Origin of the sequence: Ruegeria sp. Alg231-54 (assembly GCF_900143525.1) — a bacterium.
Lineage (GTDB): Bacteria > Pseudomonadota > Alphaproteobacteria > Rhodobacterales > Rhodobacteraceae > Ruegeria.
Map to the genome: position 1 here is coordinate 316,644 of NZ_FREZ01000001.1, position 25,745 is coordinate 342,388.

At 56.5% G+C, this 25,745-nt stretch carries 30 protein-coding genes; 18 read left to right on the top strand and 12 right to left on the bottom strand.

Going from position 1 to position 25,745, the window contains the following annotated elements:
- Positions 1-177 precede the first annotated feature (177 nt).
- From DHN12_RS01605 to DHN12_RS01640, 8 genes are all read left to right on the top strand, one after another.
- The gene (locus DHN12_RS01605) at positions 178-795 is read left to right on the top strand and encodes a 50S ribosomal protein L21 (RefSeq protein ID WP_058271645.1); all 618 of its coding nucleotides are present in this window, start codon (positions 178-180) and stop codon (positions 793-795) included.
- 11 nt (positions 796-806) lie between these two features.
- Positions 807-1,076: a 50S ribosomal protein L27 gene (gene rpmA / locus DHN12_RS01610; RefSeq protein ID WP_058271644.1), complete on the top strand. Its 270-nt coding sequence runs from the start codon at positions 807-809 to the stop codon at positions 1,074-1,076.
- A gap of 84 nt (positions 1,077-1,160) precedes the next feature.
- Entirely contained in the window at positions 1,161-1,661 is a 501-nt protein-coding gene (locus DHN12_RS01615) for a GNAT family N-acetyltransferase (RefSeq protein WP_159089945.1), read from the top strand.
- On the top strand, positions 1,658-2,266 hold the full coding sequence (locus DHN12_RS01620) for a LysE family translocator (protein ID WP_108858608.1): 609 nt from the start codon (positions 1,658-1,660) through the stop codon (positions 2,264-2,266). The genes DHN12_RS01615 and DHN12_RS01620 overlap by 4 nt, the downstream gene beginning before the upstream one ends.
- Positions 2,263-2,799, top strand: a complete 537-nt coding sequence (locus DHN12_RS01625; RefSeq protein ID WP_058277925.1) for a GNAT family N-acetyltransferase — start codon at positions 2,263-2,265, stop codon at positions 2,797-2,799. Before DHN12_RS01620 ends, DHN12_RS01625 begins: the two co-directional genes overlap by 4 nt.
- 37 nt (positions 2,800-2,836) lie before the next feature.
- Positions 2,837-3,871, top strand: coding sequence for a GTPase ObgE (obgE, locus tag DHN12_RS01630; protein WP_108858609.1), 1,035 nt, complete (start codon positions 2,837-2,839; stop codon positions 3,869-3,871).
- Positions 3,859-4,965, top strand: a complete 1,107-nt coding sequence (gene proB / locus DHN12_RS01635) for a glutamate 5-kinase (RefSeq protein ID WP_108858610.1) — start codon at positions 3,859-3,861, stop codon at positions 4,963-4,965. Before obgE ends, proB begins: the two co-directional genes overlap by 13 nt.
- A gap of 44 nt (positions 4,966-5,009) precedes the next feature.
- On the top strand, positions 5,010-6,272 hold the full coding sequence (locus tag DHN12_RS01640) for a glutamate-5-semialdehyde dehydrogenase (protein WP_108859069.1): 1,263 nt from the start codon (positions 5,010-5,012) through the stop codon (positions 6,270-6,272).
- Here DHN12_RS01640 and DHN12_RS01645 read toward each other — a convergent pair.
- The gene (locus tag DHN12_RS01645; RefSeq protein ID WP_108858611.1) at positions 6,269-6,865 is read right to left on the bottom strand and encodes a histidine phosphotransferase family protein; all 597 of its coding nucleotides are present in this window, start codon (positions 6,863-6,865) and stop codon (positions 6,269-6,271) included. The two genes, DHN12_RS01640 and DHN12_RS01645, sit on opposite strands and share 4 nt — an antisense overlap.
- A gap of 44 nt (positions 6,866-6,909) precedes the next feature.
- Here DHN12_RS01645 and DHN12_RS01650 point away from each other — a divergent pair, with 44 nt between their 5' ends.
- From DHN12_RS01650 to tsf, 5 genes are all read left to right on the top strand, one after another.
- A complete protein-coding gene (locus DHN12_RS01650; RefSeq protein WP_058271637.1) occupies positions 6,910-7,092 on the top strand; it encodes a DUF3553 domain-containing protein in 183 nt (60 codons plus the stop codon).
- Positions 7,093-7,190: 98 nt separating this feature from the next.
- The gene (locus DHN12_RS01655; protein WP_108859070.1) at positions 7,191-7,946 is read left to right on the top strand and encodes a GNAT family N-acetyltransferase; all 756 of its coding nucleotides are present in this window, start codon (positions 7,191-7,193) and stop codon (positions 7,944-7,946) included.
- A gap of 4 nt (positions 7,947-7,950) precedes the next feature.
- Positions 7,951-8,787, top strand: coding sequence for a 1-acyl-sn-glycerol-3-phosphate acyltransferase (locus tag DHN12_RS01660; RefSeq protein WP_108858612.1), 837 nt, complete (start codon positions 7,951-7,953; stop codon positions 8,785-8,787).
- A 166-nt stretch (positions 8,788-8,953) separates the two neighbouring features.
- Positions 8,954-9,757, top strand: coding sequence for a 30S ribosomal protein S2 (gene rpsB, locus DHN12_RS01665; protein ID WP_058271914.1), 804 nt, complete (start codon positions 8,954-8,956; stop codon positions 9,755-9,757).
- 76 nt (positions 9,758-9,833) lie between these two features.
- Complete coding sequence (gene tsf, locus DHN12_RS01670; protein WP_108858613.1) at positions 9,834-10,709, top strand: translation elongation factor Ts; 876 nt, start codon at positions 9,834-9,836, stop codon at positions 10,707-10,709.
- Positions 10,710-11,081: 372 nt separating this feature from the next.
- Here the strand turns inward: tsf and DHN12_RS01675 are convergent, their stop codons facing one another.
- The 3 genes from DHN12_RS01675 to DHN12_RS01685 all read right to left on the bottom strand — a co-directional run bounded on the left by DHN12_RS01675 (position 11,082) and on the right by DHN12_RS01685 (position 13,411).
- On the bottom strand, positions 11,082-11,837 hold the full coding sequence (locus DHN12_RS01675) for a LuxR family transcriptional regulator (protein WP_108858614.1): 756 nt from the start codon (positions 11,835-11,837) through the stop codon (positions 11,082-11,084).
- The gene (gene aroQ, locus DHN12_RS01680; protein WP_108858615.1) at positions 11,834-12,283 is read right to left on the bottom strand and encodes a type II 3-dehydroquinate dehydratase; all 450 of its coding nucleotides are present in this window, start codon (positions 12,281-12,283) and stop codon (positions 11,834-11,836) included. The genes DHN12_RS01675 and aroQ overlap by 4 nt, the downstream gene beginning before the upstream one ends.
- A 126-nt stretch (positions 12,284-12,409) precedes the next feature.
- Positions 12,410-13,411, bottom strand: coding sequence for an NADPH:quinone oxidoreductase family protein (locus tag DHN12_RS01685; RefSeq protein WP_108858616.1), 1,002 nt, complete (start codon positions 13,409-13,411; stop codon positions 12,410-12,412).
- 134 nt (positions 13,412-13,545) lie between these two features.
- On the opposite strand from DHN12_RS01685, the gene DHN12_RS01690 reads away from it, so the two are divergent.
- Positions 13,546-14,364: an SDR family oxidoreductase gene (locus tag DHN12_RS01690; RefSeq protein WP_108859071.1), complete on the top strand. Its 819-nt coding sequence runs from the start codon at positions 13,546-13,548 to the stop codon at positions 14,362-14,364.
- A 23-nt stretch (positions 14,365-14,387) separates the two neighbouring features.
- Entirely contained in the window at positions 14,388-15,413 is a 1,026-nt protein-coding gene (locus DHN12_RS01695; RefSeq protein ID WP_108859072.1) for a phosphotransferase family protein, read from the top strand.
- 8 nt (positions 15,414-15,421) lie between these two features.
- Here the strand turns inward: DHN12_RS01695 and DHN12_RS01700 are convergent, their stop codons facing one another.
- Positions 15,422-15,964 (bottom strand): 2-hydroxychromene-2-carboxylate isomerase, encoded by a 543-nt coding sequence (locus tag DHN12_RS01700; RefSeq protein WP_234416525.1) that lies wholly within the window; start codon positions 15,962-15,964, stop codon positions 15,422-15,424.
- A gap of 6 nt (positions 15,965-15,970) precedes the next feature.
- Here DHN12_RS01700 and DHN12_RS24575 point away from each other — a divergent pair, with 6 nt between their 5' ends.
- From DHN12_RS24575 to DHN12_RS01710, 3 genes are read left to right on the top strand one after another with little or no spacing between them, the layout of a single operon-like run.
- Positions 15,971-16,249, top strand: a complete 279-nt coding sequence (locus DHN12_RS24575) for a hypothetical protein (RefSeq protein WP_199913469.1) — start codon at positions 15,971-15,973, stop codon at positions 16,247-16,249.
- A complete protein-coding gene (locus DHN12_RS01705; protein ID WP_108858618.1) occupies positions 16,227-17,456 on the top strand; it encodes a serine hydrolase in 1,230 nt (409 codons plus the stop codon). The genes DHN12_RS24575 and DHN12_RS01705 overlap by 23 nt, the downstream gene beginning before the upstream one ends.
- Positions 17,457-17,505: 49 nt before the next feature.
- Positions 17,506-18,375 carry an acyl-CoA thioesterase II gene (locus DHN12_RS01710; protein ID WP_108858619.1) on the top strand — a complete coding sequence of 290 codons (870 nt, stop codon included), beginning with the start codon at positions 17,506-17,508 and terminating at the stop codon, positions 18,373-18,375.
- Here the strand turns inward: DHN12_RS01710 and DHN12_RS01715 are convergent.
- The 7 genes from DHN12_RS01715 to pstC all read right to left on the bottom strand — a co-directional run bounded on the left by DHN12_RS01715 (position 18,372) and on the right by pstC (position 25,676).
- Entirely contained in the window at positions 18,372-19,139 is a 768-nt protein-coding gene (locus DHN12_RS01715; protein WP_108858620.1) for an SDR family oxidoreductase, read from the bottom strand. The two genes, DHN12_RS01710 and DHN12_RS01715, sit on opposite strands and share 4 nt — an antisense overlap.
- Positions 19,140-19,259: 120 nt before the next feature.
- Positions 19,260-20,489 (bottom strand): acyl-CoA dehydrogenase, encoded by a 1,230-nt coding sequence (locus DHN12_RS01720; RefSeq protein ID WP_108858621.1) that lies wholly within the window; start codon positions 20,487-20,489, stop codon positions 19,260-19,262.
- 126 nt (positions 20,490-20,615) lie between these two features.
- Positions 20,616-21,305, bottom strand: coding sequence for a phosphate regulon transcriptional regulator PhoB (gene phoB / locus DHN12_RS01725; protein ID WP_058277939.1), 690 nt, complete (start codon positions 21,303-21,305; stop codon positions 20,616-20,618).
- Between the two features lie 12 nt (positions 21,306-21,317).
- Positions 21,318-22,019 (bottom strand): phosphate signaling complex protein PhoU, encoded by a 702-nt coding sequence (gene phoU / locus DHN12_RS01730; RefSeq protein ID WP_058271623.1) that lies wholly within the window; start codon positions 22,017-22,019, stop codon positions 21,318-21,320.
- Positions 22,020-22,035: 16 nt separating this feature from the next.
- Positions 22,036-22,833, bottom strand: coding sequence for a phosphate ABC transporter ATP-binding protein PstB (gene pstB, locus DHN12_RS01735; protein WP_108859073.1), 798 nt, complete (start codon positions 22,831-22,833; stop codon positions 22,036-22,038).
- Positions 22,834-22,845: 12 nt separating this feature from the next.
- Positions 22,846-24,207, bottom strand: a complete 1,362-nt coding sequence (gene pstA / locus DHN12_RS01740; protein ID WP_108858622.1) for a phosphate ABC transporter permease PstA — start codon at positions 24,205-24,207, stop codon at positions 22,846-22,848.
- On the bottom strand, positions 24,204-25,676 hold the full coding sequence (gene pstC, locus DHN12_RS01745) for a phosphate ABC transporter permease subunit PstC (protein WP_108858623.1): 1,473 nt from the start codon (positions 25,674-25,676) through the stop codon (positions 24,204-24,206). Before pstC ends, pstA begins: the two co-directional genes overlap by 4 nt.
- Positions 25,677-25,745 lie beyond the last annotated feature (69 nt).

Sequence of the window (25,745 nt, forward strand, 5' to 3'; positions counted from 1 at the left end):
TCTATGGATAAGCGCGCATCCCGGCCGGTTTTCCGCGCCGGGTGTCGTTATTATTGACCCTAGGACCTTGTCCCACGGGTCGTCACACAGCCCGAAAAGGGCGCGCTGTTCGAGGTGGCGAGAGCCAAAAACGCCCGGTCGGGGACCATAGAACGCGATTAGACAAAGGAAAGACGCATGTTTGCGGTCCTCAAGACTGGCGGCAAGCAGTACAAAGTTCAAGCGGGCGATATCCTCCGCGTTGAAAAATTGGCTGCCGACGCAGGTGAAACAGTTCAATTCAACGATGTTCTGATGCTGGGCGGCGACGCTCCGGTTGTTGGTGCACCGTTCGTCGCAGGCGCAGGCGTTCAGGCCGAAGTGATCGAACAGATCAAAGGTGACAAGGTCATCAACTTCGTAAAACGCCGTCGTAAGCACAGCTCGAAGCGTACCGTTGGCCACCGTCAGAAGCTGACTCTGGTCAAGATCACCGACATTTTGGCGTCAGGCGCCGACAAGTCGGGCATCAAAGCTGCAACCGGTTCGGCGCCGGCTGGCGAAGCTGCCCCCGTGGCAAAAAAGCCTGCTAAGAAAGCTGAAGCCAAAGCAAAGGCACCTGCCGCTGCTGCTGCCGCTGACGATCTGACCCAGTTGACTGGTGTCGGCCCCGCCGCTGCCAAGAAGCTGGCCGAAGCCGGTATCGAGAGCTTTGCCGCTCTGGCCGCCTTGTCGGACGATCAGATTGCTGCTATCGAAACGGTCAAAGTGAAACCCGAATGGGTTGAGCAGGCCAAAGATCTGGCTAAAGGCTAAGGAGAGACAGAATGGCACATAAAAAAGCTGGCGGTTCCTCCCGTAACGGTCGCGACTCAGCTGGTCGCCGCCTTGGCGTGAAACTGTATGGTGGCCAGGCCGCCATTTCAGGCAACATCATCGTGCGTCAGCGCGGCACCAAGTTCTGGCCGGGCGAAGGCGTAGGCATGGGCAAAGATCACACCATCTTTGCAACCGTGGATGGCGCCGTGAAGTTCCACAAGGGACTGAAAAACCGCACCTTTATTTCGGTCCTGCCAGTGGCGGAGGCCGCAGAGTAAGCCGAAACCCAGAAGGTTTAAGAAAATTTCATGGGGGACCGGCAGAAAGTGCCGGTCCCCTTTCTCGTTTTCAGGAGCGGTCTCATGACCGAAGTGATAAAAACAGAGCGTCTTGTCTTGCGTCGGTTTCGGCGTGAGGACTCGTCGCGTCTTGTCACTCTTCTGAACGATCTGGATGTGGTGCGCTGCTTGACGGTGGTACCGCATCCCTATGAGGACGCGCATTCAACCGAATTTGTCGACGCGATGGCAGCCGAAGATGATGCCTTTGCCATCACTCGAGAAGAGAACCTCATCGGCTGTATCTCGACCGGATCGCAGCTGGGATATTGGGTTGCCAAAGCGTCTTGGGGGCGGGGCTATGTGACCGAAGCCGCCCGCGCGATGATTTCGAGGTTCTTTCGATCTGATCGACAGGAACTCACCTCGGGTTATCACGTCGGCAACGAACGTTCCAAGGCGGTCTTGTCAAAACTTGGGTTCACACCGGAAGGGCAACACCGCGCGACAGTACGGTCGACCAACGAAGATGTGACTGTTCAGGACGTTTTGCTGCGTCGTGTGGACTGGGAGGCGATCCGATGACCGTTGCAACCACTAGTTTCCTGATCTTCGCAGCCTCTCAGGTCGGAACGCCCGGACCCGCCAATATGGTCCTGCTGGGCACAGGTGCACGCTATGGGTTTCGGGCGGCTCTGCCGTTTGTGGCCGGAGTGATCCTGGGCAAACAGCTGATCATCTGGCCGGTGGGTTTTGGCCTGCTGCAACTCGCGGATCAGGCACCGATTGTCTTTACGGTTCTGAAATATGCCTCAGCGGCGTATATCTGCTGGTTGGCGTGGAAGATCGCGAACCTGCGTCTTTCGCGCAGTGAAACCACTGGAGACGTGCCCGGTTTTTGGGCGGGGCTGATCGTTCATCCCCTTAACCCAAAGGCATGGGCCATGATCATAGCCGGTTTTACCGGGTTCGTTGCGGTTGGCACGCCCAGCTTTAACGCGACGTTCACGATCGCTCTCTGTTTATTGCTTTGCCAGGCGGTTCTACACCCGATCTGGACATTTGCCGGAGATAGAATTGCCCACGTGGTTGAAGGTCGGCCCGTGGAAAAATATCTGATGTGGACGTTAGCGAGTCTCACTGTTGCGTCCGTATTTTTTGTGTTGTTCGGAGGAGGAACGCACTCATGAAACTCGAGACAATAATAAACCAGCCGGTCCTCGAAACCGAGCGGTTCGATCTGCGCCCCTTGCGCCGGTCGGATATGGGTCTCATCGAGCATTATGCAGGCGATGAGCGCGTGGCACGTATGACCACGTCGATCCCGCATCCGCTGCCACCGGGGTCGGTCGAGGCGTTTGTGACGCGTTCGATGGCGGAAGACCGGGATGAGGACGTCTGGGCGATGGACGCCACCAAAGATGGTGGGCCGGAACTGATTGGTTTGATTTCGCTTACACGGCTGGATCGCAATCAGTCCGAAGTTGGCTATTGGGTGGCGCCTGTTTATTGGAATACAGGCGTAGCTTCACTGGCCGTCGAGATGTTGGTGAAAGCTAACCCGCTTGAAAATTCGAACTTGTTTGCCAGCGTGTTTCAGGACAATCCAGCCTCGGCCCGGGTTCTGACCCATTGTGGGTTCCAGTATCTGGGTGATGCCGAAAGTTACTCGGTGGCGCGCGATGCGAATGTGCCCACCTGGACATATAGTAAAAAACTCTGACTTGTGGCCGATGGGGCCCTTGCAGTAGGGGACAGTTATGAAATTTCTCGATCTTGCAAAGGTCTACATCCGGTCCGGGGCCGGCGGTGGCGGGTGCGTCAGCTTTCGGCGTGAAAAATACATTGAATACGGCGGTCCCGATGGCGGTGACGGCGGTAAGGGCGGGTCTGTCTGGGCCGAGGTTGTGGATGGGCTGAACACCCTGATCGACTTCCGCTATCAGCAGCATTTCTTTGCCAAGAACGGTCAACCCGGTCGTGGTCAGCAGCGCACGGGCAAGGATGGTGACGAAATCATCCTGCGCGTGCCTGTCGGAACTGAGATTCTGGACGAGGACGAAGAGACCGTCATCTGCGACCTGACAGAGGTCGGGCAGCGTGTTCTGCTGGCCAAGGGCGGCAATGGTGGCTTTGGCAACCTGCACTTCAAATCGGCAACCAATCAGGCTCCACGCCGAGCCAATCCGGGTCAGGCAGGGATTGACCGCACGATCTGGCTGCGGCTGAAGCTGATTGCGGATGTGGGTCTGCTTGGCATGCCCAATGCTGGTAAATCGACTTTTCTGGCGGCCACATCGAACGCGCGACCCAAGATTGCTGACTATCCGTTCACGACCCTGCATCCCAATCTTGGTGTGGTCGGTGTCGACAATGTAGAATTCGTTGTCGCGGATATTCCCGGCCTGATCGAAGGCGCCCATGAGGGACGCGGGATCGGTGATCGGTTCCTTGGTCACGTGGAACGTTGTGCCGTTCTGCTGCATCTGGTCGATGGCACATCGGAAACCGTCGCCGAGGATTACCGCACCATCATTCATGAACTCGAAGCTTACGGCGGTGAACTGGCTGAAAAACCCCGGATCACAGTTTTGAACAAGGTCGATGCGCTGGACGAAGAGGAACAGGCGCTGCAAAGGGCTGAGCTGGAAGAGGCTGTTGGTGGCCCTGTGATGACGATGTCTGGCGTCGCGCATCTGGGCGTGACCGAAGTGTTGCGCGCCTTGCGTGCCCAGATCGACGAAAACCGTCTGCGACAAAAACCCGTTGAGGAGACCAAGTCTTGGCAACCCTGACTGCAGCACGCCGATTGGTGGTCAAAATCGGCTCTGCCTTGCTGGTGGACCGTGATACCGGGTTGCTGAGGTCGGATTGGTTGCACTCGCTGGCCCAAGACGTGGCCTGGCTCAAAGGGCAGGGAACTGACGTCATTTTGGTCTCATCCGGCTCGATTGCGTTGGGGCGCGGTGTTTTGGGCCTGCCGATGGCGGATTTGCCGTTGGAACAATCTCAGGCCGCAGCCGCTGTGGGCCAGATCCGACTGGCGCGGGCCTATGAAGAGGCTTTGACGCCGCACAAAATCACAACTGCGCAGGTTCTGGTCACGCTGGAAGACAGCGAAGACCGGCGGAGGTATCTGAACTCTCGCGCGACGCTGGAAACGCTGCTGAGTTTGGGCGTGGTTCCGATCGTCAATGAAAACGATACGGTGGCTACGGATGAGATCCGCTATGGCGACAATGACCGGTTGGCGGCACAGATCGCGGTGACCGTCGGGGCCGATCAATTGATCCTGTTGTCGGATGTCGACGGCTTCTACACCGGGAACCCGAGTGAAGACGGAAACGCCAAGCGTTTCGATGTTATTGAGACCATCACGCCCGAGATCGAGGAAATGGCAGGCGATGCTGGTTCCGGCCTGTCCAAAGGCGGAATGAAGACCAAGCTGCTGGCCGGCAAGATGGCAACTGCTGCCGGTTGTGATATGGCGATCACCGAAGGTTCGACTTTGAACCCACTGAGATCGCTTGAAAATGGCGCCAATTGCACTTGGTTTACAGCGAAGCTGGACCCGCATGCCGCGCGCAAGCGCTGGATTTCGGCCATGAAACCGCGCGGTGAAATCGTAGTGGACGCAGGCGCGGCCAAAGCGTTGGGTAATGGCAAAAGCCTGCTGCCTGCTGGTATCGTTGAAGTAACCGGCGATTTCGGACGCGGAGATCCGGTTGCGATCATGGACCACCAGTCGCGGCGTTTGGCCCAAGGCCTCAGCCGGTATACCGCGCAAGAGGCGGATGCGATCAAGGGTCGGAAGTCCTCAGAGATCGAAGCAACACTGGGCTATCCAGGCCGGGCCGTCCTGATCCACCGAGATGATTTGGCGCTGTAATGGCGCGATGATAGAACCAAATGACCGACCGAAAGGCACCTGAGATGAAGGATTTCGACAATATTCCCGCGCTTATGGCCGATCTTGGTAAACGCTCCAAAGCAGCCTCGGCTGATCTGGCCTTTGCAAGTGCCGAGCGTAAACATGCCGCCCTGATTGCCGCGGCTGACGCTGTTTGGGCAAACCGCGCAGATATCATTGAAGCCAACAAGAAAGATCTGGAGTTTGGGCGTGAAAAAGGCCTGAGCCCGGCGATGATGGACCGGCTGATGCTGGATGATGCGCGCATTCAGGGTATGGTCGACGGGCTGCGCACGGTTGCGGATCAGGCTGATCCGGTTGGCGAGGTTCTGACCGAATGGGACATGGCCTCGGGTCTGAACATCCAGCGTGTTCGCACGCCTCTGGGCGTCATCGGAGTGATTTACGAAAGCCGCCCTAACGTGACGGCAGATGCTGGCGCGCTGTGCCTGAAGTCGGGCAACGCAGTGATCCTGCGTGGCGGCTCGGAAAGTTTCCATTCCTCAACCGCCATTCACGCTTGTCTGGTCCAAGGGCTAAAGGCTGCAAACCTGCCAGAAGACGCCATTCAACTTGTGCCCACGCGAGACCGCGCCGCAGTGCAAGAGTTGCTGACTATGACCGATTGTGTGGACGTCATCGTTCCGCGCGGCGGAAAAGGTCTGGTGGGGTTGGTTCAGCGCGAAGCACGCGTGCCTGTCTTTGCGCACTTGGAAGGTATCGTGCACATCTATGTCGACAAGGCTGCAGACCCCCAAAAAACGCTGGACGTCGTGCTGAACGCCAAAACCCGGCGCACTGGGATTTGTGGCGCTGCCGAGTGCTTGCTGATCCATCAGGATGTGGCTGAAACACTCGGCCGGGATGTTATTTCCGCCTTGCTTGCGGCGGGCGTCGAAATCCATACCGAAGGCGCGTTGGCCCTCGACGGCACTATCGCGGCCACGGGCGACGACTGGGGCAAGGAATTCCTCGACAGCATCATCGCGGCCAAGCCGGTGGCGGATATTGATCAGGCAATCGCGCATATCCGCCAGTTCGGTTCGAACCACACCGATTGCATCATGACCGAGGATGCTGATGCTGCTGCCCGGTTCTTTGAGCGGCTCGACAGCGCGATCCTGATGCACAATGCCTCAACCCAGTTTGCCGATGGTGGCGAGTTCGGAATGGGGGCCGAGATCGGAATCGCAACTGGCAAAATGCATGCGCGCGGCCCGGTCGGGGCCGCTCAGCTGACGAGCTTCAAATATCTTGTCCGCGGCAACGGAACCGTACGGTCTTAAAACCGGATAGCGACGCGGGTTGAGGTGGTTTCCGCCACAACCCGCCGACCCATCGAGGCAGCGGTCTGGGGCAGCAGTGCAAACTGCACCTGTGCTGGTGTCACCTTATTCGCAAATTGGCCTTTGGGTAGGTTCTTCCAAAGATCAGCCTCAATATTCAGCTTGTCCGCCACACCGGTCACCGTCCAACTGCCACCGTTATTTGCCACGGTAACATCGCCCCCCATCGGCATGGCTCTTTCACAACACATCAGGGCCAGAAGGGCGAGCTTGACCTGATTGCGTGGCATCACATCGGTCACGTGCCAGTTGACACGCACTCGACCAACGCAATCAACGTCTTTCAACAGCTCTGTGACCTCGACCCAGCCCAACGGTTGATCGCCGGCCGACCCAAAAGCGACGCGAAAGAACCTTATCTTTGCTCCGGCACTTCCGACGCTGCCCGAGATCAGCTCCATCTCGGGGCCCTGCATGGTTCCGACCATCTCAAGCAGTTCCAGCCCGTTGTTTATTGCGCCAATGGGGCTGATCAGATCGTGACAAATTCGCGACCCGATTAGTTCGGCCAGATTGACGTTGGTGTCGCCCATGCGTACCTCTCCTGTTGTATCTGCCGCCGGACCGGAGCCCGATCATGACAGACCTCAATGCCATACTTGCACCAGGCATGTATGTCCGCCACCCCGATTTCCCCGACTGGGGCGTCGGACAGGTGCAGTCCAACATTGGGGGCAAGATCACCGTGAATTTCCAAGAACAGGGAAAAGTGGTGATTGACGGGACCCGCATCGCCCTGACGCCCGTCTTTGATCCGTGAAACTGGTTTAAGAATGGTTAACGATGGGCCACCGCCGCGCTGGTTGCCATTTGACTGAAAACTGCGGTATCAGCGCGCAAACAAAAGCGGAATACCCGATGCCGGATGCAGGCCCTTCTTTCACCGTCAAACTTGCCGAATCCGAGGCCGAACTGCGCGCAGCCCAAAGGCTGCGATATGACGTATTCGTCCGCGAATTGGGCGGCGGCGGCAAGATGGTGGACCACGAGGCAGGGTTAGAGCAGGATCAGTTCGATCCTTATTTTGATCACATGCTGACCTATGATGATGCCACTGGCGAAGTTGTGGGCGTTTACAGGCTGTTACCGGGCGAAAGAGCAATCGAATTGGGGCAGTTCTATTCTGAGGATGAATACGACCTGACCGTGTTGAAACAGAGCGGCCGCAAACTGTTAGAGCTTGGGCGTTCCTGCCTTCACCCGGACTATCGGGGCGGAACGGCGATGTACCATCTTTGGAATGGTCTGGCGGGCTATGTGGCTGAGCACGAGATTGAGGTGCTGTTCGGGGTCGCCAGCTTCCACGGCATCAATGTGCAGGAACTGGCCCAGCCTTTGTCGATGTTGCACCACAATCATCTGGCCCCGCCGAACCTGCGGGTCAGGGCGCAACCGGAGGTGTTTCAAAGCATGGACCTTGTCGCGCCGGATGCGCTGGATCGTCGTGGGGCGATGGTACAGGTGCCCGCGCTGATCAAGGCGTATCTACGGCTGGGTGGCTTTGTGGGCGAGGGGGCGTTTATCGACCACGCGTTCAACACAACAGATGTTTGCCTGATTCTCGACACGGCGCGCATGAACGAGCGCCAGCGGCGTATTTACGGCGGAGCTTGATCCAGTGAACGATCCGCTTTGGGACAGTGACGACGCGCCAGACCCGATTGAATTGGGCGTATTTGGCTGGGCATTGGTGATCTTGCGCGGCCTTCCCTTGGCGCTACTGGTTTTTGGCGGGCTGCTCGTTTTGTTGACCGTTCGCCTGATCGAGCGCCCGCTGTTCGGTTTACGGCGTCCGATCACTCCGTTCATTGCGCAGTTTGTCTGCCGCAATGCGCTCCGGGTTCTTGGCATTGGCTTTCGCAGTTCCGGTGAGTTGATGCGCGAACGCGGCGCGGTGGTCGCAAACCACACGTCATGGCTCGACATCTTTGCGCTGAACGGCCGTAAGCGGGTGTACTTCGTGTCCAAGGCCGAGGTGGCCAAATGGCCGGGTATCGGCTGGCTAGCCCGCGCCACGGGCACGGTGTTTATCGAACGAGATCGCAAGAAAGCCCGCGAACAGACCCTGATCTTTGAAGAGCGCTTGAAAGTCGGGCATAAGTTGTTGTTTTTTCCCGAGGGCACCTCGACCGACGGCCTTCGTGTTTTGCCCTTTAAAACAACGCTTTTTGCCGCGTTCTTCTCGGATGAATTGCGGGACTTCATGTATGTTCAGCCTGTTTCCGTGGTCTTTCACGCGCCAAAAGGGCAGCCTGACAGGTTCTATGGCTGGTGGGGCGATATGGATTTTGCCCCGCATCTTCTCAAGACCTTGGGCGCGCGTCGGCAGGGGACGGTGGAATTGATTTACCACGTTCCAGCCAAAGTCAGCGATTTTGCCGACCGCAAGGCGTTGGCAGCACATTGCGAAGAGGCAGTGCGCCACGCGCATGCAATTGCGCGGCTTGAAAAATAAGGCCATTTGGCACTTGCACAGGGCGAATTCCTACCGTATACGCGCGCCATTAAAACCCGCAGGCGGGGTTTGGGCTATTTGAGGGAGACATCCTTATCTGGCCCGCCGGTTGGAGCATCCGCTTCTTTCACCCCCGCCCAGGCGTAAACCGGAAAAGGAAAATAGCATGGCTCTTCCCGAGTTCACCATGCGTCAGCTGCTGGAAGCTGGCGTTCACTTTGGTCACCAGACACAGCGTTGGAATCCCCGCATGGGCCCGTTCATCTACGGCTCGCGCAATGGCATCCACATCATGGACCTGACCCAGACTGTTCCAATGCTGGACCAGGCTTTGCAGGCCGTTCGTGACACCGTCGCAAAAGGTGGCCGCGTTCTGTTCGTTGGTACCAAGCGTCAGGCAGCTCAGCCGATCGCAGAAGCCGCTGAAAAGTCGGCTCAGTACTACATGAACCACCGCTGGCTAGGCGGCACGCTGACCAACTGGAAAACCGTTTCTCAGTCGATCAACCGTCTGAACCAGATTGACGAAGCCATGGAATCGGGTGCCGAAGGCCTGACCAAGAAAGAGCGTCTGGGCATGGAACGTGACCAGGGCAAACTGCAGGCGTCGCTGGGCGGTATCCGCGAGATGGGTGGCGTTCCTGATCTGCTGTTCGTCATCGACGTCAAAAAAGAAGCACTGGCCATCGCCGAAGCCAACAAGCTGGGTATTCCGGTTGTGGCAATTGTCGACACCAACTGCTCGCCCGATGGCGTGGATTACATCATCCCCGGCAACGACGACGCAGCGCGCGCGATCTCTCTGTATTGCGATCTGGTTGCTCGTGCTGCTCTGGACGGTATGACCGCTCAGATGGGTGCTGCAGGCGTTGACCTGGGCGCATTCGAAGAAGCACCGGTTGAAGAAGTCGTTGCGGAAGAAGCACCCGTTGCAGAAGAAGCCACGCCGGAAGCCAAAGCCGAAGCGTAAGCTGCCCGTCACGTAAATGACATATGGGGCAGGGTAGACCTGCCCCAATTCCGTTTGAATTGAGGAGAGCCAAAAGATGGCAATCACAGCAGCAATGGTTAAAGAACTGCGCGACTCGACCGGCGCAGGCATGATGGACGCAAAAAAAGCGCTGACCGAAACCGGCGGCAACATGGACGAGGCCGTTGATTGGCTGCGCACCAAAGGTCTGGCCAAAGCCGCCAAGAAATCCGGCCGTACCGCAGCAGAAGGTCTGGTTGCAGTTCACGTCAACGGTGGCAACGGTGTTGCTGTCGAAGTGAACTCGGAAACCGACTTCGTCGCAAAGAACGCCGAGTTCCAGGAAATGGTTGGCAAGATTGCTTACGCGGCAGAAGGCGTCGACAATGTTGAAGCTCTGTTGGCCGCTGATCTGGGCGGCAAGAACGTTGCTGACACCCTGACCGACAAGATCGCCACCATTGGTGAGAACATGTCAGTTCGCCGCATGGCGAAACTGTCAGGCGACACTGTTGTGTCCTACGTTCACAACGCAGCCACCAACGGCATGGGCAAAATCGGTGTACTGGTTGCTCTGTCCGGCGGTGACGAAGTGATCGGCAAACAGATTGCGATGCACATCGCAGCCGTGAACCCGGCGGCCCTGTCTGAAGCGGACATGGACCCGGCTGTTGTCGAAAAAGAAAAGCAGGTTCAGATGGACATCGCCCGCGAATCCGGCAAGCCGGAGCAGGTGATCGAAAAAATGATCGTTGGCCGCATGAAGAAATTCGTGGCGGAATCAACTTTGTTGAACCAGTCGTTCGTTGTGAACCCTGACCTGACCGTCGAAGCCGCTGCCAAAGAAGCAGGCGCAACCATCACTGGTTTCGTCCGTCTGGAAGTTGGCGAAGGCATCGTGGTGGAAAAAGAAGACTTCGCAGCTGAAGTTGCCAAAGCCGTACAGGGCTAATTCTGGCAGAGGCCCTGACAGGGGCCTCAACCTGAACAGAGTTAAAACCGGCTACTTTCCTGTAGTCGGTTTTTTTGCGCCTTCCGGCGTTAGGAACAACAGATCATACACTACTATCGGAAGGATTGAGGGGCCCCGCAGATGGGGATGGTCGAGGCCCCCCAAAATTCCGACTAAGAGACGCGGACAAATAGACGCCTTTATGTCAGAGCGACCGGAGAGCTTTGGTATTGCAAAGATCCGATCAAAACGTTCCCAGGCTAAAGCCACCACTCACGGAACAATATCACTTTGCAACTGGGGCTCAGATTCGGGAAGTCATGTTTTCCTTACCCTACGTAAATTGACGCAATTTAGCGTCAAAAAAACACATCATGCTTCCATGATGAACATCTGATTTTGCAGGGATGCTTTGAGCACGGCTTGCGCTGTTGTTTCCACTGAAAGGGACTCCCGGGCCAGCCTCAAATGCTTTTCAACGGTCGCCGATGTCAGGCCCATCAAAAGCGCTATGTCTTGCGTCGTCTTCCCATCACCAACCCATTCCAGCGCCTCGCGCTGACGCTTCGTCAGAGCGCGATTGGGGGTGTTGTAGGGCAGGGTAAGTATCTTCAGATGCGCGACATTGTTCATCAACAAGATGTCATCGCCATGTTCAGCCCAGATTGCATCAACCTCATCCTGACCAACGGCCCCGCCAGCCGAAAGAGAGATCGCACCCTTCGACCGCATCGAAACCGAGGTGAAACTGATAGTGTATCCCGCCACAACGCCTTTTGATCGATTGAACTCATATACTTGGCGTTCCTGGGCGGTCATCGTGCCGTCAGAATTCATATCCTGAATCATTCTCCAACTGGCCGCGCCTTCATTGTGAAGCGCCCATTTCAGCATGGGTGCATGAAAGTACAACCCATCGCGAACGAAACCATCGATGTACTCTTTGCCGTGGTTTGTAAGGATGGTGAAGTCTTCGGGGTCTCCCAAAGACGTTTCGGTCCTGTAGCGCGTATAGCCGTATAGCAGGCGGTCGAAACCGAAAATTGCCATCTGGCGGCAATGAGCGTCCCAAAGCTCTTCCAGAGTTTTGACGTAGCTGAGGAAATTCAGATACTCACCCAGCTTCATACGGACCCCTCATTTTGCAAATGCGCCGACAGCGCATCCAACGCCATCACATAGCTCTGCAGACCAAAGCCGCAGATCTGTCCCAGCGCAACCGGCGCTACATAGGATTTGTGCCGGAAGGGTTCACGTGCGTGTATGTTCGACAGGTGAACCTCAACAACCGGCACCTCGACCGAGGATATCGCGTCCATCAAGGCGACCGAGGTGTGGGTATACGCCCCAGCGTTCAGAACGATCCCGTCCTGTGTGCCTTTGGCCGCGTGGATCGCGTCGATCAGCACACCTTCGTGATTGGATTGCAGGTGTGATACGTCCAACCCGATAGACGCGCCGTGGCTTACACAGGTTTCTTCGACCATTTTCAGCGTTGTACGGCCATAAACCTCGGGTTGTCGTGTGCCCAGCAAGTTCAGGTTCGGACCGTTCAAAATCAGAACTTTATGCATTCATTCTCCGTCCCATTACTGGTTGATAAACGTGATTAGGTATGGATGTCCACCAGCCTGCGCACTCATCAGGCGAGTGTCGCGCATCTAACACCATCTGATCTTGAACCAAGCGTCGAAAACCAGTCAGGATTCTGGCATCGTTACCACAACTTTTCCAAGAACGGTGCGGTCGTTCAATAACTTCAGTGCCTCGCTTGCATCCGCTAAAGGAAACCGCCGACTGATTTGCGGCTTTATCTGTGAATTGGCGTATAAGTCGAACAACTCGCTGATATTTTCGGCATGGCCTTTGGGATCCCGATAGACCGAAGCCCCCCAGAACACGCCAACGACCTGGCAGCCCTTCAACAATGGTAGATTGAGTGGGACTTTGGGAATACCGGCCGGAAACCCGACAACAAGGAACCGGCCATTCCACGCCATGCTGCGCAGCGCTGGTTCGGCATAATCCCCACCAACGGCATCATAGACTACATCCACGCCATTTGCGCCCGCTATGGCCTTGATTTCACCAGAGAATGCCTTTTGGGCATCACGATCCATCTGGCGGGAATATACGATTGTGTCGTCCGCGCCGATTTGACGGCAAAAATCCGCCTTTTTCTGAGAAGATACGGCCGCTATGACACGCGCCCCCATCGCCTTGCCCAGCTCAATGGCCGCGCTACCGACACCACCTGCGGCACCCAGCACCAAAAGCGTTTCACCAGGCTGCAATGCGGCACGGTCTTTCAGCGCGTGGTAGGACGTGCCGTAGGTGAATATGAAACATGCCGCGTCATCGAATGGCATCGATGTGGGGAATTTCACGGCTGCGGCCGCCTTGACCGTCAATTGCGTGGCAAAACCGCCATATCCGGTCAGCGCCAGAACCCTGTCCCCAACCTCGAATCCGGTTACGCTTTCGCCAACGCCCAAGACCTCACCTGCGATTTCCCCACCCGGGGCAAATGGTCTGGTTGGTTTAATCTGATACAGATCCTGGATCATCAACGTATCGGGGAAATTGACGCCAGCAGCCTTGACCCCGACCAGCAACTCTCCCTTTCCTGGCACTGGATCGGGCAAGGTCGTAAGTTCCAATGTATCCGGTCCGCCCGGCGCGACGCTGATTAACGCTTGCATAATAACTGTCTTGTCCTTGTTATTCGGTTGAGAGGACCTTTGGCGCAGCGGTGAATGTTGTCAAGAATTCCGCAGGGTGCAAATCTCTCCGAAAATCGCCACCTGTGCCACAATTCAAAACCGAGGAGCAGACCATGACCCCCGAAACCCTATTTTCGCTGCAGGGAAAAACCGCACTGGTGACAGGTGGTGCCACCGGCATTGGCCGGATGGCAGCGGAATCGCTTGTAAGGGCAGGGGCACGCGTGCTGATCGCGTCGCGCAAGGGGGAATCCTGTGAAACCGTCGCGGCCGAGCTGAATGCTTTGGACGCGCCCGGCAGCGCCGAAGGATTCAGCGGAGATGTCGGAACGGAAGAAGGCGTTCTGGCCATGGTCGATGAGGTCAAGAATCGCACGGATAACCTTGATATCTTGATGAATAATGCGGGCATCTCTTGGGGTTCACCGCTGGGACAGTTTCCCCATCATGCGTGGGAAAAGGTCAATTCCGTCAACGTCGCTGGTCTGTTCGAACTGACGCAGCGCCTGTTGCCGATGCTGATGAAGTCCGGAACACCTGACGATCCGGCGCGCGTCGTCAACGTTGGATCAGTAATGGGTGAGGTACCGATGGGCGACGGTGCATACAGCTATTCCGCATCCAAAGCTGCGGTGCTGCACTTGACCAAGATTCTGGCCAAGGAATTGTCGCCCTATCACGTCACTGTAAACGCGCTTGCCCCGGGACCATTTGTATCACGGATGACAGCCTTTGCGACGGCAGACGAGGGGACGCGCGAAAAGGTTGGCAAGACGGTACCGCTGGGCCGTGTTGGTCGCGACGAAGATATCGCCGGGTGTATGTTGTTCCTGTGCGGGCGTGGCGGCAGCTATGTGACTGGAGCCGTCATCCCGGTTTCTGGGGGCCTAAACGTGGTGACTGCCGGCAACCTCTTCGCCGAAGCACTATAAGGCCGGGGGCATAACTGTTGGAAATTAAAGAAACATCACAACTCAACCTGACGGCGCTGGATAGTTATCTCAGCGCAAATTTGGACGGTTACCTGGGGCCGCTGGAAGCGACGAAGTTCGCCATTGGACAATCCAATCCAACTTTCGAACTGCGCACACCGTCCAAGACTTACGTGCTGCGCCGTAAACCGCCAGGCGTTTTGCTGAAGTCAGCCCATGCTGTGGAACGCGAGTTCCGCGTTCAAAGCGCACTGGCCAAGAGCACGGTTCCGGTCCCTCGGATGATGCTGCTTTGCGAGGATGACGACGTCATCGGTTCGGCGTTTTATGTCATGGAGCGGTTACAGGGGCGTGTATTCCTTGAACCGACAATGGATGAGGCCGACAACGCGACCCGTACTGGTGTTTTTGACGAAATGAACCGCGTGCTGGCCGATTTGCATAAGGTCGATGTGGACGCGGTAGGCCTGTCCGACTATGGCCCGCCCGGCAATTACTTTGAGCGCCAAATTGCCCGATGGACCAAACAATATCGCGCATCCGAGACAACGACCGTCCCCGAGATGGATTCGCTTATCTCCGCGCTTGAGGGATCCATTCCGGACGATGACGGGCAGCGAACTTTGGTGCATGGTGATTACCGCATCGACAATCTGATGTTCGAACAGAACGGCTCGCGCTGCATTGGCGTTCTTGATTGGGAGTTGTCGACGATCGGGCACCCTTACGCAGATCTGGCAGCGGTCATCATGCAGTGGCAATTACCCCCTGGAAACGAGGGGCGCGGGTTGGCGGGTGTCGACCGCCAAGCTCTGGGAATACCGTCAGATCAAGAGTTTATCGGGCGATACTGCCAGCGTCGCGGATTACTTGGGATTGAAAATTTCGGGTTCTACCTGGCGTTCAATTTCTTCCGTATGGCCGGAATTCTGCAGGGTGTGTACAAGCGCGCCTTGGATGGCAACGCGTCTGATCCCAAACGCGCGCAGGTTTTTGGGGCCTATGTTCCGGTATTCGCAAAACATGGGCTTGCTGCGCTGGATTCGTAGTTCGGCCGTCAGCTCGGCGCTTTGGAAAGCTCTAGCTTCAGATTGCCCAGGCTGTTCTTGCCAAAAAACATCTCGGTGCCCACAAACATTGTAGGCACTCCGAATACGCCTCGTTTTACGGCGGCCTTGGATTGCTCTTTGAGCCGCTGCTTTATTTCGGCACCAGTCATGGCCTCGCGGATCTTGCGCGCGGGAAGTTTGTTTTCCTGCATGATATCCATCAGCACACCCAGTTCATCGACTTTTTGACCATGTACCCAGATCGCATCAAATATTGCGTTTATATATTTAGATTCCCAGGATTTACCGGAGGCGAACACAGCACCGCGCATGGCAAATTTGGTGTTCACCGGGAAATGTGGGCTCATATGAAAGCTCAATCCGCGTCTGCGGGCAAAGCGGTGAAGATCATGGGTCAGATAGGCTGTTTTCTGGCGGTTTTCCGAGAATGCCTCGAACGGGTTCTGATTATGCGTCGCCTTGAATATCGTCGGCAGTAACACGGGCACATAGCTTACCTGCATGCCATTTCGTTCCGCCAGTTTAGGCAAGACCTTATGGGCCAGAAAAGCGTTTGGGCTGCAAAAATCGAAAATGAAATCTATGGTCTGCGTCATTGTCTGAACTCCGATACGACGATCTGTGAAATGAACTCTGAACCACCGGACGAATCTGTAACGCGTCCAGTGTACAGGCGGGAAGGCTGGCGCGCACTGGCCGTTGGTCGCGATGTGAGAAATCAGGAATTCCTCTGTCAATTCAGTGTGTCACCGGTCAAGATCAACGAAACCGCCGAGGAGGTTCGAGAAACCCATGCGCAGCCAGACGACCCTTGATCCTGTCCGCCTGAACCGAATACGGGACTGGATGCAGCGCTATGTCGATGAGCGCAAATACGCGGGCAGTTCATTGCTATTGACCCACCACGGGTCCGAGGCGTTTTTTCACACCTGTGGCCTCAGAAATGTTGAGAAGGATCTGCCATTTCAGCGCGATACGATTGTGCGGATCTATTCGATGACGAAACCCGTCACCTCGGTCGCGGTGATGATGCTGGCCGAGCGCGGGTTGTTCCACCTCGACGCGCAACTCTCTGAATTCCTGCCTGAATTTGCTTCTATGAAAACTCTTGTACCCGAGGCGGAGAGGCTGGATCAAACCGAAGATGCACCATCCCCGACACTGCATCAGCTTCTGACTCATACAAGCGGATTCAGTTATCCGTTCAATCCCGGTATTCTCCCGGCAGCGATGGATGCACAGAAGCTGATTTTTAGCCCCAATCAAGGGCCTTTGAAGGACAGGATCGGCGCACTGGCACAACTGCCATTGGCGTTCCAGCCCGGAACCCGTTGGGAATATTCAGTTTCTACTGATGTGTTGGGCCGCATGGTCGAGGTTGTGTCCGGCAAAACCTTGGATCAGTTCTTCGCGCAAGAGATCTTTGAGCCGCTTGAGATGGCCGAGACCGGATTTTCTGTGCCCAAAGGGGGAGGGGATCGGTTCGCGTCTCTCTATACGCCGCTGGCCGGGGACGCGATGGCGCTGAATTCAGCCGAGACCGGCGACGACACCCTGCGATTGACAGACGAGGCAGGCGCATCCCCATTTGAAAAGGCGACGACCTTTTCGGGCGGTGGCGGTCTGGTTAGCACGATCGACGACTACGGCAAATTCACCGAGATGATGCGAAACCGGGGGCAGGGCAACGGCCACCGCTTGCTGGGTCCAAAGACAGTCGACTTCATGCTGCAAAACCACTTGCCGGGCGATATCGCCTCGATGGGCCCGCAAAGCTTTGCCGAGCAACCGATGGAAGGCATGGGATTTGGTCTGGCCGGGTCTGTCATCATCAACCCTGGCAGAACCCGAACACCTGGGTCATTAGGTGATTTTAGTTGGGGCGGTATGGCTTCGACATTCTTCTGGATTGACCGCAGCAACGATCTGTCGGCCGTATTCTTCACCCAATTGTCGCCGTCCAGTTCTTACCCGTCCCGATCCGAGCTAAAGGCGCTGGTAATGGGCGCGTTGGTTGATTGACCCGGGTGGCGCTGATACGCCTTTTTCATAGCCAATCGGAGAGTCGCCAATGACCGAAGCAGAACGTGTCCTTCTTGACCTTTTGAATCTCGAGAGGCTCGAAGTTGACCTGTTCCGAGGCACCGGGTCAGGCGGCGAGACTCCGACGCGAATTTTTGGCGGGCAGGTGGTGTCGCAGGCTCTGGCGGCGGCGTACCGTACTGTGGATGATAGGCTGTGCCATTCGCTGCATGCGTATTTTATTCGCCCGGGTGATCCATCTATTCCTGTTATTTATCAAGTTGATAGAGCCCGGGATGGAGGTTCATTTACCACACGGCGCGTTGTCGCGATACAACATGGCAAACAGATCTTGAACGTATCGGCCTCGTTCCACATTCAAGATGAAGGCTGGGATCATCACCATGAGATGCCCCAGATGGAGGACCCGGAAAGTTATCCGTCGCGCACTGAACTGCGCAAGAAGTACGTGGATTTGGTACCCAAACACATGCGTGGAGAGCTGACACGCGAACGGCCGATCGAGGTCCGTGAGGCCAGCCATCTTGATCCGTTCCACCCTGAAAAATCGGACGATCGAAATCAGGTCTGGTTCCGCATGCCCGGCGCAGCGGGGGCGGATTCTGCCACTCAGCAATTGCTGCTGACTTACGCGTCTGACATGTATCTGATGGGATCAGGTATGCGACCGCATGGCCTCAGCTGGTTTACGGGTCAGGTCAATGGGGCCAGCCTGGATCACGCCATGTGGTTCCACGCGCCGATCCATTTTGAAAACTGGCATCTGTATTCGATGGATTCGCCCTGGAGCGGGAGAGGGCGCAATTTCAACCGAGGGTCGATTTATGCACAAGACGGCACTTTGGTTGCTTCGGTCACGCAGGAAGGCCTGATGCGAAAAGCCCAGAAGAAACGTTAATCATCGTCCGTAAACTTTTGATTTAACTTGTTCATGCCCCTAAGCCAGCTGTCGTAATCGCTGGATTTGTGCCGAATGTAGTCCAACACTTTCGAATGCGGTAGCACCAGAAACTGTTCCGACTCAATGGCTTCGACACAGGCCTGGGCCACGTCTTCAGGCTCTAGCATACCGTCGATTGACGCTACCGAATCCTCAAAGCCGCGTGTCATTTCGGACCGAACCGCTTGCGGACATAGAACGGAAACGCGCAAGCCTTTATGGCTGTATGTCAGCGACAGCCATTCGGCAAAGCCCACGGCGGCGTGTTTGGAAACGCCGTATGGTGCAGCGCCAGGCTGGTTCAAAAGTCCTGCAGCCGAGGCCGTTGTCATGATGTAGCCGCCGCCGCGCGCAATCATACGCGGAACCAGATGACGTGCGGTCCAGACATGCGACATGACGTTGATCTTCCAGATCCGCTCCCAGTCTTCGTCCGGAACGTCCAGGCCACCAAGGGTCAGGATACCAGCATTTGCACAGAACAGATCAATCGGGCCAATCTCATCTTCGACGTGATCAATCAACGCTTTGATACTGGCTTCGTCTGAAACATCGCATGTTACCGCGTGTCCATTGATTTCCGTGGCCACAGAACACGCAGCTTCGGTGTCTATGTCTGCGCATACGACCGTTGCACCTTCGCGCGCGAACCGGGTTGCCAGACCTTTTCCGATACCGTTGGCTGCACCGGTGACCACCACAGTCTTGCCATTCAAGTTCATCAGGGGCTCCGAATTGGACGTTTTGAAAGGCATCGTAAGGCATTGGCAATTTTGGGAAAACCGGAAATTGCCAATGCTGCATTTTAACCATAATACTGATTATGCGGTATTCAGAATATCCTAGTAGAAGGCCTGAAGTCCGGTCTGTGCCCGCCCCAAAATCAACGCATGAACGTCGTGCGTGCCCTCATAGGTGTTCACAGTTTCCAGATTGACCATGTGGCGGATAACCTGGAATTCCAGTGAGATGCCATTGCCACCGTGCATGTCGCGGGCCATCCGTGCGATGTCCAACGCTTTGCCGCAGTTGTTTCGCTTAACGATCGAGATCATTTCGGGCGCTGCTTCGGCCTGATCCATCAAACGGCCAACGCGCAGGCTAGCTTGCAGGCCCAGGGCGATCTCGGTTTGCATATCAGCCAGTTTGCGTTGGAACAGTTGCGTCTGCGCCAGCGGCTTATTGAACTGTTTGCGGTCCAGACCATATTGACGAGCACCGTGCCAGCAGTTTTCAGCGGCGCCCATGACGCCCCAGCTGATCCCATAACGGGCGCGGTTCAGACAGCCGAATGGTCCTTTCAAACCCTGAACATTTGGCAGCAAGGCGCCCTCGTCCACTTCGACGCCGTCCAGAACGATCTCACCAGTGATCGAAGCCCGCAGGCTCATTTTGTTCTGAATTTTAGGCGCGCTCAAACCTTTGAGGCCCTTGTCCAAAACAAAGCCACGGATCTTGCCGTCATGCGCGTCGGACTTGGCCCACACTACAAAGACGTCTGCGATAGGTGAATTCGAGATCCACATCTTGCTGCCGGTCAGCCGATAACCACCGTCGATCTTTTCCGCACGGGTTTTCATGCCCGCCGGGTCAGAACCCGCATCAGGCTCTGTCAGGCCAAAGCAACCGATCCATTCGCCACTGGCCAGTTTTGGAAGGTACTTCCGGCGCTGTTCTTCGCTGCCATATGCATAGATCGGGTACATCACCAATGAGCTTTGCACCGACATCATCGAGCGATAGCCGGAATCGACACGCTCAACCTCGCGCGCGACCAGGCCGTAAGACACATAACCGCCACCAAGACCGCCGTATTCTTCTGGAATCGTGGTGCCCAAAAGGCCCATTTCACCCATTTCGTGGAAGATCTCCGGGTCCGTTACCTCGTTCTGGAAGGCTTCCAGAACCCGTGGTTGCAGCTTTTCCTGACAATATGCCTGCGCACTCGCGGCGATCATGCGCTCATCTTCTGTTAGCTGATCCGCCAGACGAAATGGATCGTCCCACGAGAACGCCCCCATGTCAGGTGCATCTTTGGCGCGCAAAGTCGGTTTGGTGTTCGGGGCGTTCATTTTGGTTCTCCGCTTAGTCGGCTTTGTCGCAAAATACCCTGCCGTAACCGCAAATAACAGCTACAGTTTCGCATCGAACCATGAGTAAACCGCATAGAACAGGGCAGTGCGCCCTGCCCTGTGCTTTTACCCCAAGGCGTACCCTGCGCCGCGGACCGTACGCACGGGATCTTCACCGCCATGCTGTGTCAGCGCCTTGCGCAAGCGGCCGATGTGAACGTCAACTGTTCTGGTATCGACATAGATATCGCGCCCCCAGACCCGGTCGAGCAGCTGTTCGCGGCTCCAGACACGACCCGGTTTTTCCATGAACGTGCTCAGAAGACGAAATTCGGTCGGGCCCAGTTTCAGCGGCTTGCTGTTGCGGCTAACCTTATGTGTCTCGGAATCCAGAATGATATCAGCAAATTCAAGCTTGATACCGACCGTTGCCGGGCGAACCCGGCGCAACTGTGTGCGAACGCGCGCCATAAGCTCGACAACCGAATACGGCTTGACCACATAGTCATCCGCCCCGGTTTCCAGACCACGCACCTTGTCGACCTCTTCCGACCGGGCTGAAAGCATGATGATGGGGATCGATCGTGTATCCGGGCGCGTTTTAAGGCGCCGGCACACTTCGATCCCGCTGAGGTTGGGCATCATCCAGTCCAAAACGATGATGTCCGGATTGTCTTCATCAACCAATAGCAACGCCTCGTCACCATTGGCCGCCTTGGATACACGAAACCCTTCTGCTTCGAGGTTGTAAGCCAGCACTTCACGCTGGGCCAGTTCATCCTCAACAACCAGTACCGTAGGCTGATCAGCGGACATAATCGTTGCCTCCTAGGCGGTTTGCGAGGTGGTATCGGCTTTGGGGCGTGCTTCCGACGGCCGTTCCCCAGTCACCAGATAAACCACCTGTTCAGCGATGGCTGTGACGTGATCGCCCATCCGTTCGATGTTCTTTGCGATGAAATGCAGGTGCATGCACGACGAGATGTTGCGGGGATCTTCAGCCATGAAGGTCAGAAACTCGCGGAACAGGCCGTTATACATCTGGTCTACTTCTTCATCCCGCTGGATCACGTCAGCGGCCAATTCGGCGTCACGTTGAATATAAGCGTCCAACGCGTCGCGCAGCATCCGCTCAACCTCGCGCGCCATACGGCGCAGGGCTGCGGCACTGCCGTTGATCTCGCCGGCGTCGACAAGAACCGTGGTGCGTTTGGCAATGTTTTTGGAATAGTCGCCGATACGTTCCAGGTTGGCCGAGACCTTCAGAACCGACAGAACCAGACGCAGGTCGCTCGCTGTAGGTGCCCGCAGCGCAATCACCCGCGCGGTTTCTTCGTTGATCAGATCCTCAAGCGCATCAATGGCTTTGTCGCCCTGACGCACCTCTTGGGCCAATTCGACATCCCGGGTTTCAAGCGAGCGCGCGGCGTTCATGATCGCGGCCTCGACCAGACCGCCCATCTTCATGATATGGGCCTGAACCGCTTCAAGGTCGCGGTCGAATGCAGATGCAATATGTTGTTCGGTCATGTTCAAATACCTGTCCTCAGCCGATACGGCCGGTGATGTAGCTTTCCGTGCGGGGGTCTTCCGGGTTGGTAAAGATCTGGCCGGTCTCGCCGAATTCAACCAGATTACCCAAATGGAAGAACGCCGTTTTCTGGCTGACCCGCGCAGCCTGTTGCATCGAGTGTGTCACGATCACCACCGAATAGCGCGAACGCAACTCGTCGATCAGTTCCTCGACTTGCGCAGTGGCAATCGGGTCCAACGCCGAGCATGGCTCATCCATCAGCAAAACCTCTGGTTCCGTCGCCACGGCACGGGCAATGCACAGGCGCTGCTGCTGACCACCGGACAGGCCTGTACCGGGGGCGTCCAAGCGGTCCTTGACCTCATCCCATATCGCAGCACGACGCAGAGATTTCTCAACAATATCATCGAGTTCTGATTTGTTCTTGGCAAGACCATGGATGCGCGGACCATAGGCCACGTTGTCATAGATCGATTTGGGGAACGGGTTGGGTTTTTGAAACACCATTCCGACCTTGGCACGCAGTTGCACCGGGTCGACACGCTTGTCGTAAATGTCTTCGCCGTCCAGCAGGATATCGCCTTCGACCCGGCAGATGTCGATGGTGTCGTTCATCCGGTTGAGGCAGCGCAGAAAAGTGGACTTGCCGCAGCCCGATGGGCCGATAAAGGCCGTCACGGTCTTGTCCTCGATCTGGACATCCACGTCTTTTATGGCGTGCGTGTCGCCGTAAAAAACTTGAACATTGTTGGCGGCAATCTTGATGGCTTTGGAGTCCACGGTTCTCTCCACTCGTGTCATATCATTCATAATAGCCCCCATTTACCAGCGGCGTTCAAAGCGGCGGCGCAGAAGTACCGCAATGGTGTTCATTGTAACGAGGAAGATCAACAGGATGATGATGCCCCCCCATGCGCGTTCGTAAAAGGCCGGGTCGGCGCGTTTGGACCATTCATAGATCTGCGCCGGCATAGCCGAGTTGGGCGACAGGAAACCCGCAACAATTCCGTCGGGCGGGTTCGAGGCGATAAAGCCCACCATCCCGATCAGCAGCAGCGGCGCGGTTTCCCCCAGCGCCTGCGCCAGACCAATGATGGTGCCGGTCAAAATACCGGGCGCGGCCAACGGCAGAACATGATGAAACACCGCCTGCATTTTCGAGGCCCCTACCCCAAGCGCCGCATCTCGGATCGATGGCGGTACAGCTTTCAGCGACGCGCGGGTCGAGATGATGATCGTCGGCAGCGTCATCAGTGTCAGCACCAGACCACCCACCAGCGGGGCTGACGTCGGGAGGTGCATGTAGTTGATGAACACAGCCAGACCCAGAATACCGAACACGATCGACGGCACAGCGGCCAGATTCGAGATGTTGACTTCGATGATATCGGTCAACCGGTTCTGTGGCGCGAACTCTTCAAGATAAATCGAAGCCGCCACACCGATGGGCAAGGCCAGCGCTAGAACCACCAACATCATGAACAATGAACCCAGCATGGAGACACCGATCCCAGCCGCTTCAGGCCGTTGGTCAGAGGCATCTGCACCGAGAATGAAATCGGGGTTAAACGCCTTGTACAGCACGCCCGCATCGCGCAGCTGATCCACGAAATCCAACTGTTCGACCGAGATGCTTTTGTCGTTGGCAATCGACTCGCGGGTCACGCGGCCTTTCATGTATCCATCGACACGGCTGTTGACCAAAAAGCGGAAGCTGACGGTATTGCCGATCTCATCTGGGTTGGCGATCACATAGTTCCGCAACTCAGCCTGCGCTGCCTTAGACAGGATCTTGCCCATTGCCTTGGATTTCAGGTCTGTCTGGATGCCCAGCTTTTCGACTTCGCTTTCCAGCGCAGACGCGATCAGAGGGGCATAGCCAAAGGTCGAAACCTTTTTGATATCCTCGATATTCCGGTTGCCCTTCTTGTCCAGCTTGTCGGCCTTCAGCTCGACATTCAGTTCAAGAAAGCTTTGCTGAAAGGCACCGGTTCCGGCTGTGACGATATTGGTCACCAGCACAATCAGCATCAACAAGCCGATTCCGATGGCGGCGATGCCGTACATTTTGAACCGGCTTTCGGCCGCATTGCGCCGCTTGGTGCGCGCGTCCTTTTCGAACAGCGAGCCGCCCTTGGGCTTCGTGGTCGGAGCAGCGTCAGGCGTTTGGGAAATATCGGTCATTCGTACTGCTCCCGGTATTTGCGCACGATGTAGAGGGCGAAGATGTTCAGCCCCAGTGTGATGATGAACAGGGTCAGACCCAGCGCAAAAGCCACCAGCGTTTCGGGACTGGCAAAGTCGGTATCGCCGGTCAGCTGGCTGACAATCCGCGTGGTGATGGTGGTCATCGCATCGAACGGGTTGCCCGAGAATTTGGCGATCGCTCCGGCGGCCATCACAACAATCATCGTTTCACCAATGGCGCGGCTTGCGGCCAGAAGGATCGCGCCGACAATACCGGGCAGCGCGGCCGGTAAGATCACGTTGCGCACGGTTTCCGAATGCGTCGCACCCAGACCCAGCGAGCCGTCGCGCATGGTTTGTGGCACCGCGTTGATAATGTCGTCCGACAGTGACGAGACAAACGGGATCAGCATGATCCCCATAACCAACCCGGCAGTCAGAACCGCATTTGAGCTGGCCATCCAACCCACACCCAGCATGCCACCGTCGCCGAACATCGACACCAACGCCGGACCCACGGTCAGCAGAGCAAACAGACCGTAAACGATGGTCGGAATACCGGCGAGGATTTCCAGCAGTGGCTTGGCGATGGACCGCGTCACACCAGAGGCATACTCGGACAGATAGATCGCGGCAAACAGCCCAATCGGGACCGCCACAAGCAGCGCGATCACCGAAATGTACAGTGTGCCCCACAACAGCGGCAGGATCGACAGCTCACTGCCGCCGCGGAAGTTCGGTGCCCATGTGCTGCCGAAGAAGAAGTCCTTCCACGAATGCAGTTGGAAGAAGTTCATCGTTTCAAACAGCATCGAAAGAACAATGCCGATGGTTGTCAGGATCGCAATTGACGCGGCCAGTAAAAGCAGGGCAAGAACCCCCTGCTCTACCACGTTACGGGCCCTAAACTCCTTGTGCGTACGCACATAAGCAAAGGCGGCCCCAAGCAGTGCCAAGGCCAAAACCACGACCTGCATCGCAACTGTCCCTGTGGACGTCATGCTGCGGAACTTTTGTGCCGCGACCAAAATCGGCTGTGTGATGTCCTGTGTCAGAACCTGGCCTGCGTCTTTCAGCGTTTTTGTCAGCGCTTCAATATCCGCATTGCCGTTCTGGGCTTGAGTTTCGGTCATCGCGCCGCTGGCGACAGCGCCGTCCAGGCCGTATGCGACGCGGCGCACTTCACTCATGATCAGGCCACGCTCCGACCCTTCGGGCACTGCCTGATCAGGAATGAGGCTGGATACCGTGCTGTTTACGATCATCGGCTGGGCAAGAAGCCAGACGATCAGCACCCCTACTGCGGGAACCAGAGCCGTCAACGCAACGTTGTAACCGTAGTAAGACGGTAAAGAATGCAAATCGCGGACGTTACCACCCGCACTTGCCAGAGCGCGGGACCGACCCGCAAAAAATCCGATCACTGCCAGCGCAAGCAGGATAAGCAACAGCCAGGATAACGCCATGAGAACTCCGTGGGGATGGCAGAGATGGAGTCAAAAAGAACCGGGGCGAGAAAAACCGCCCCGGTTCCG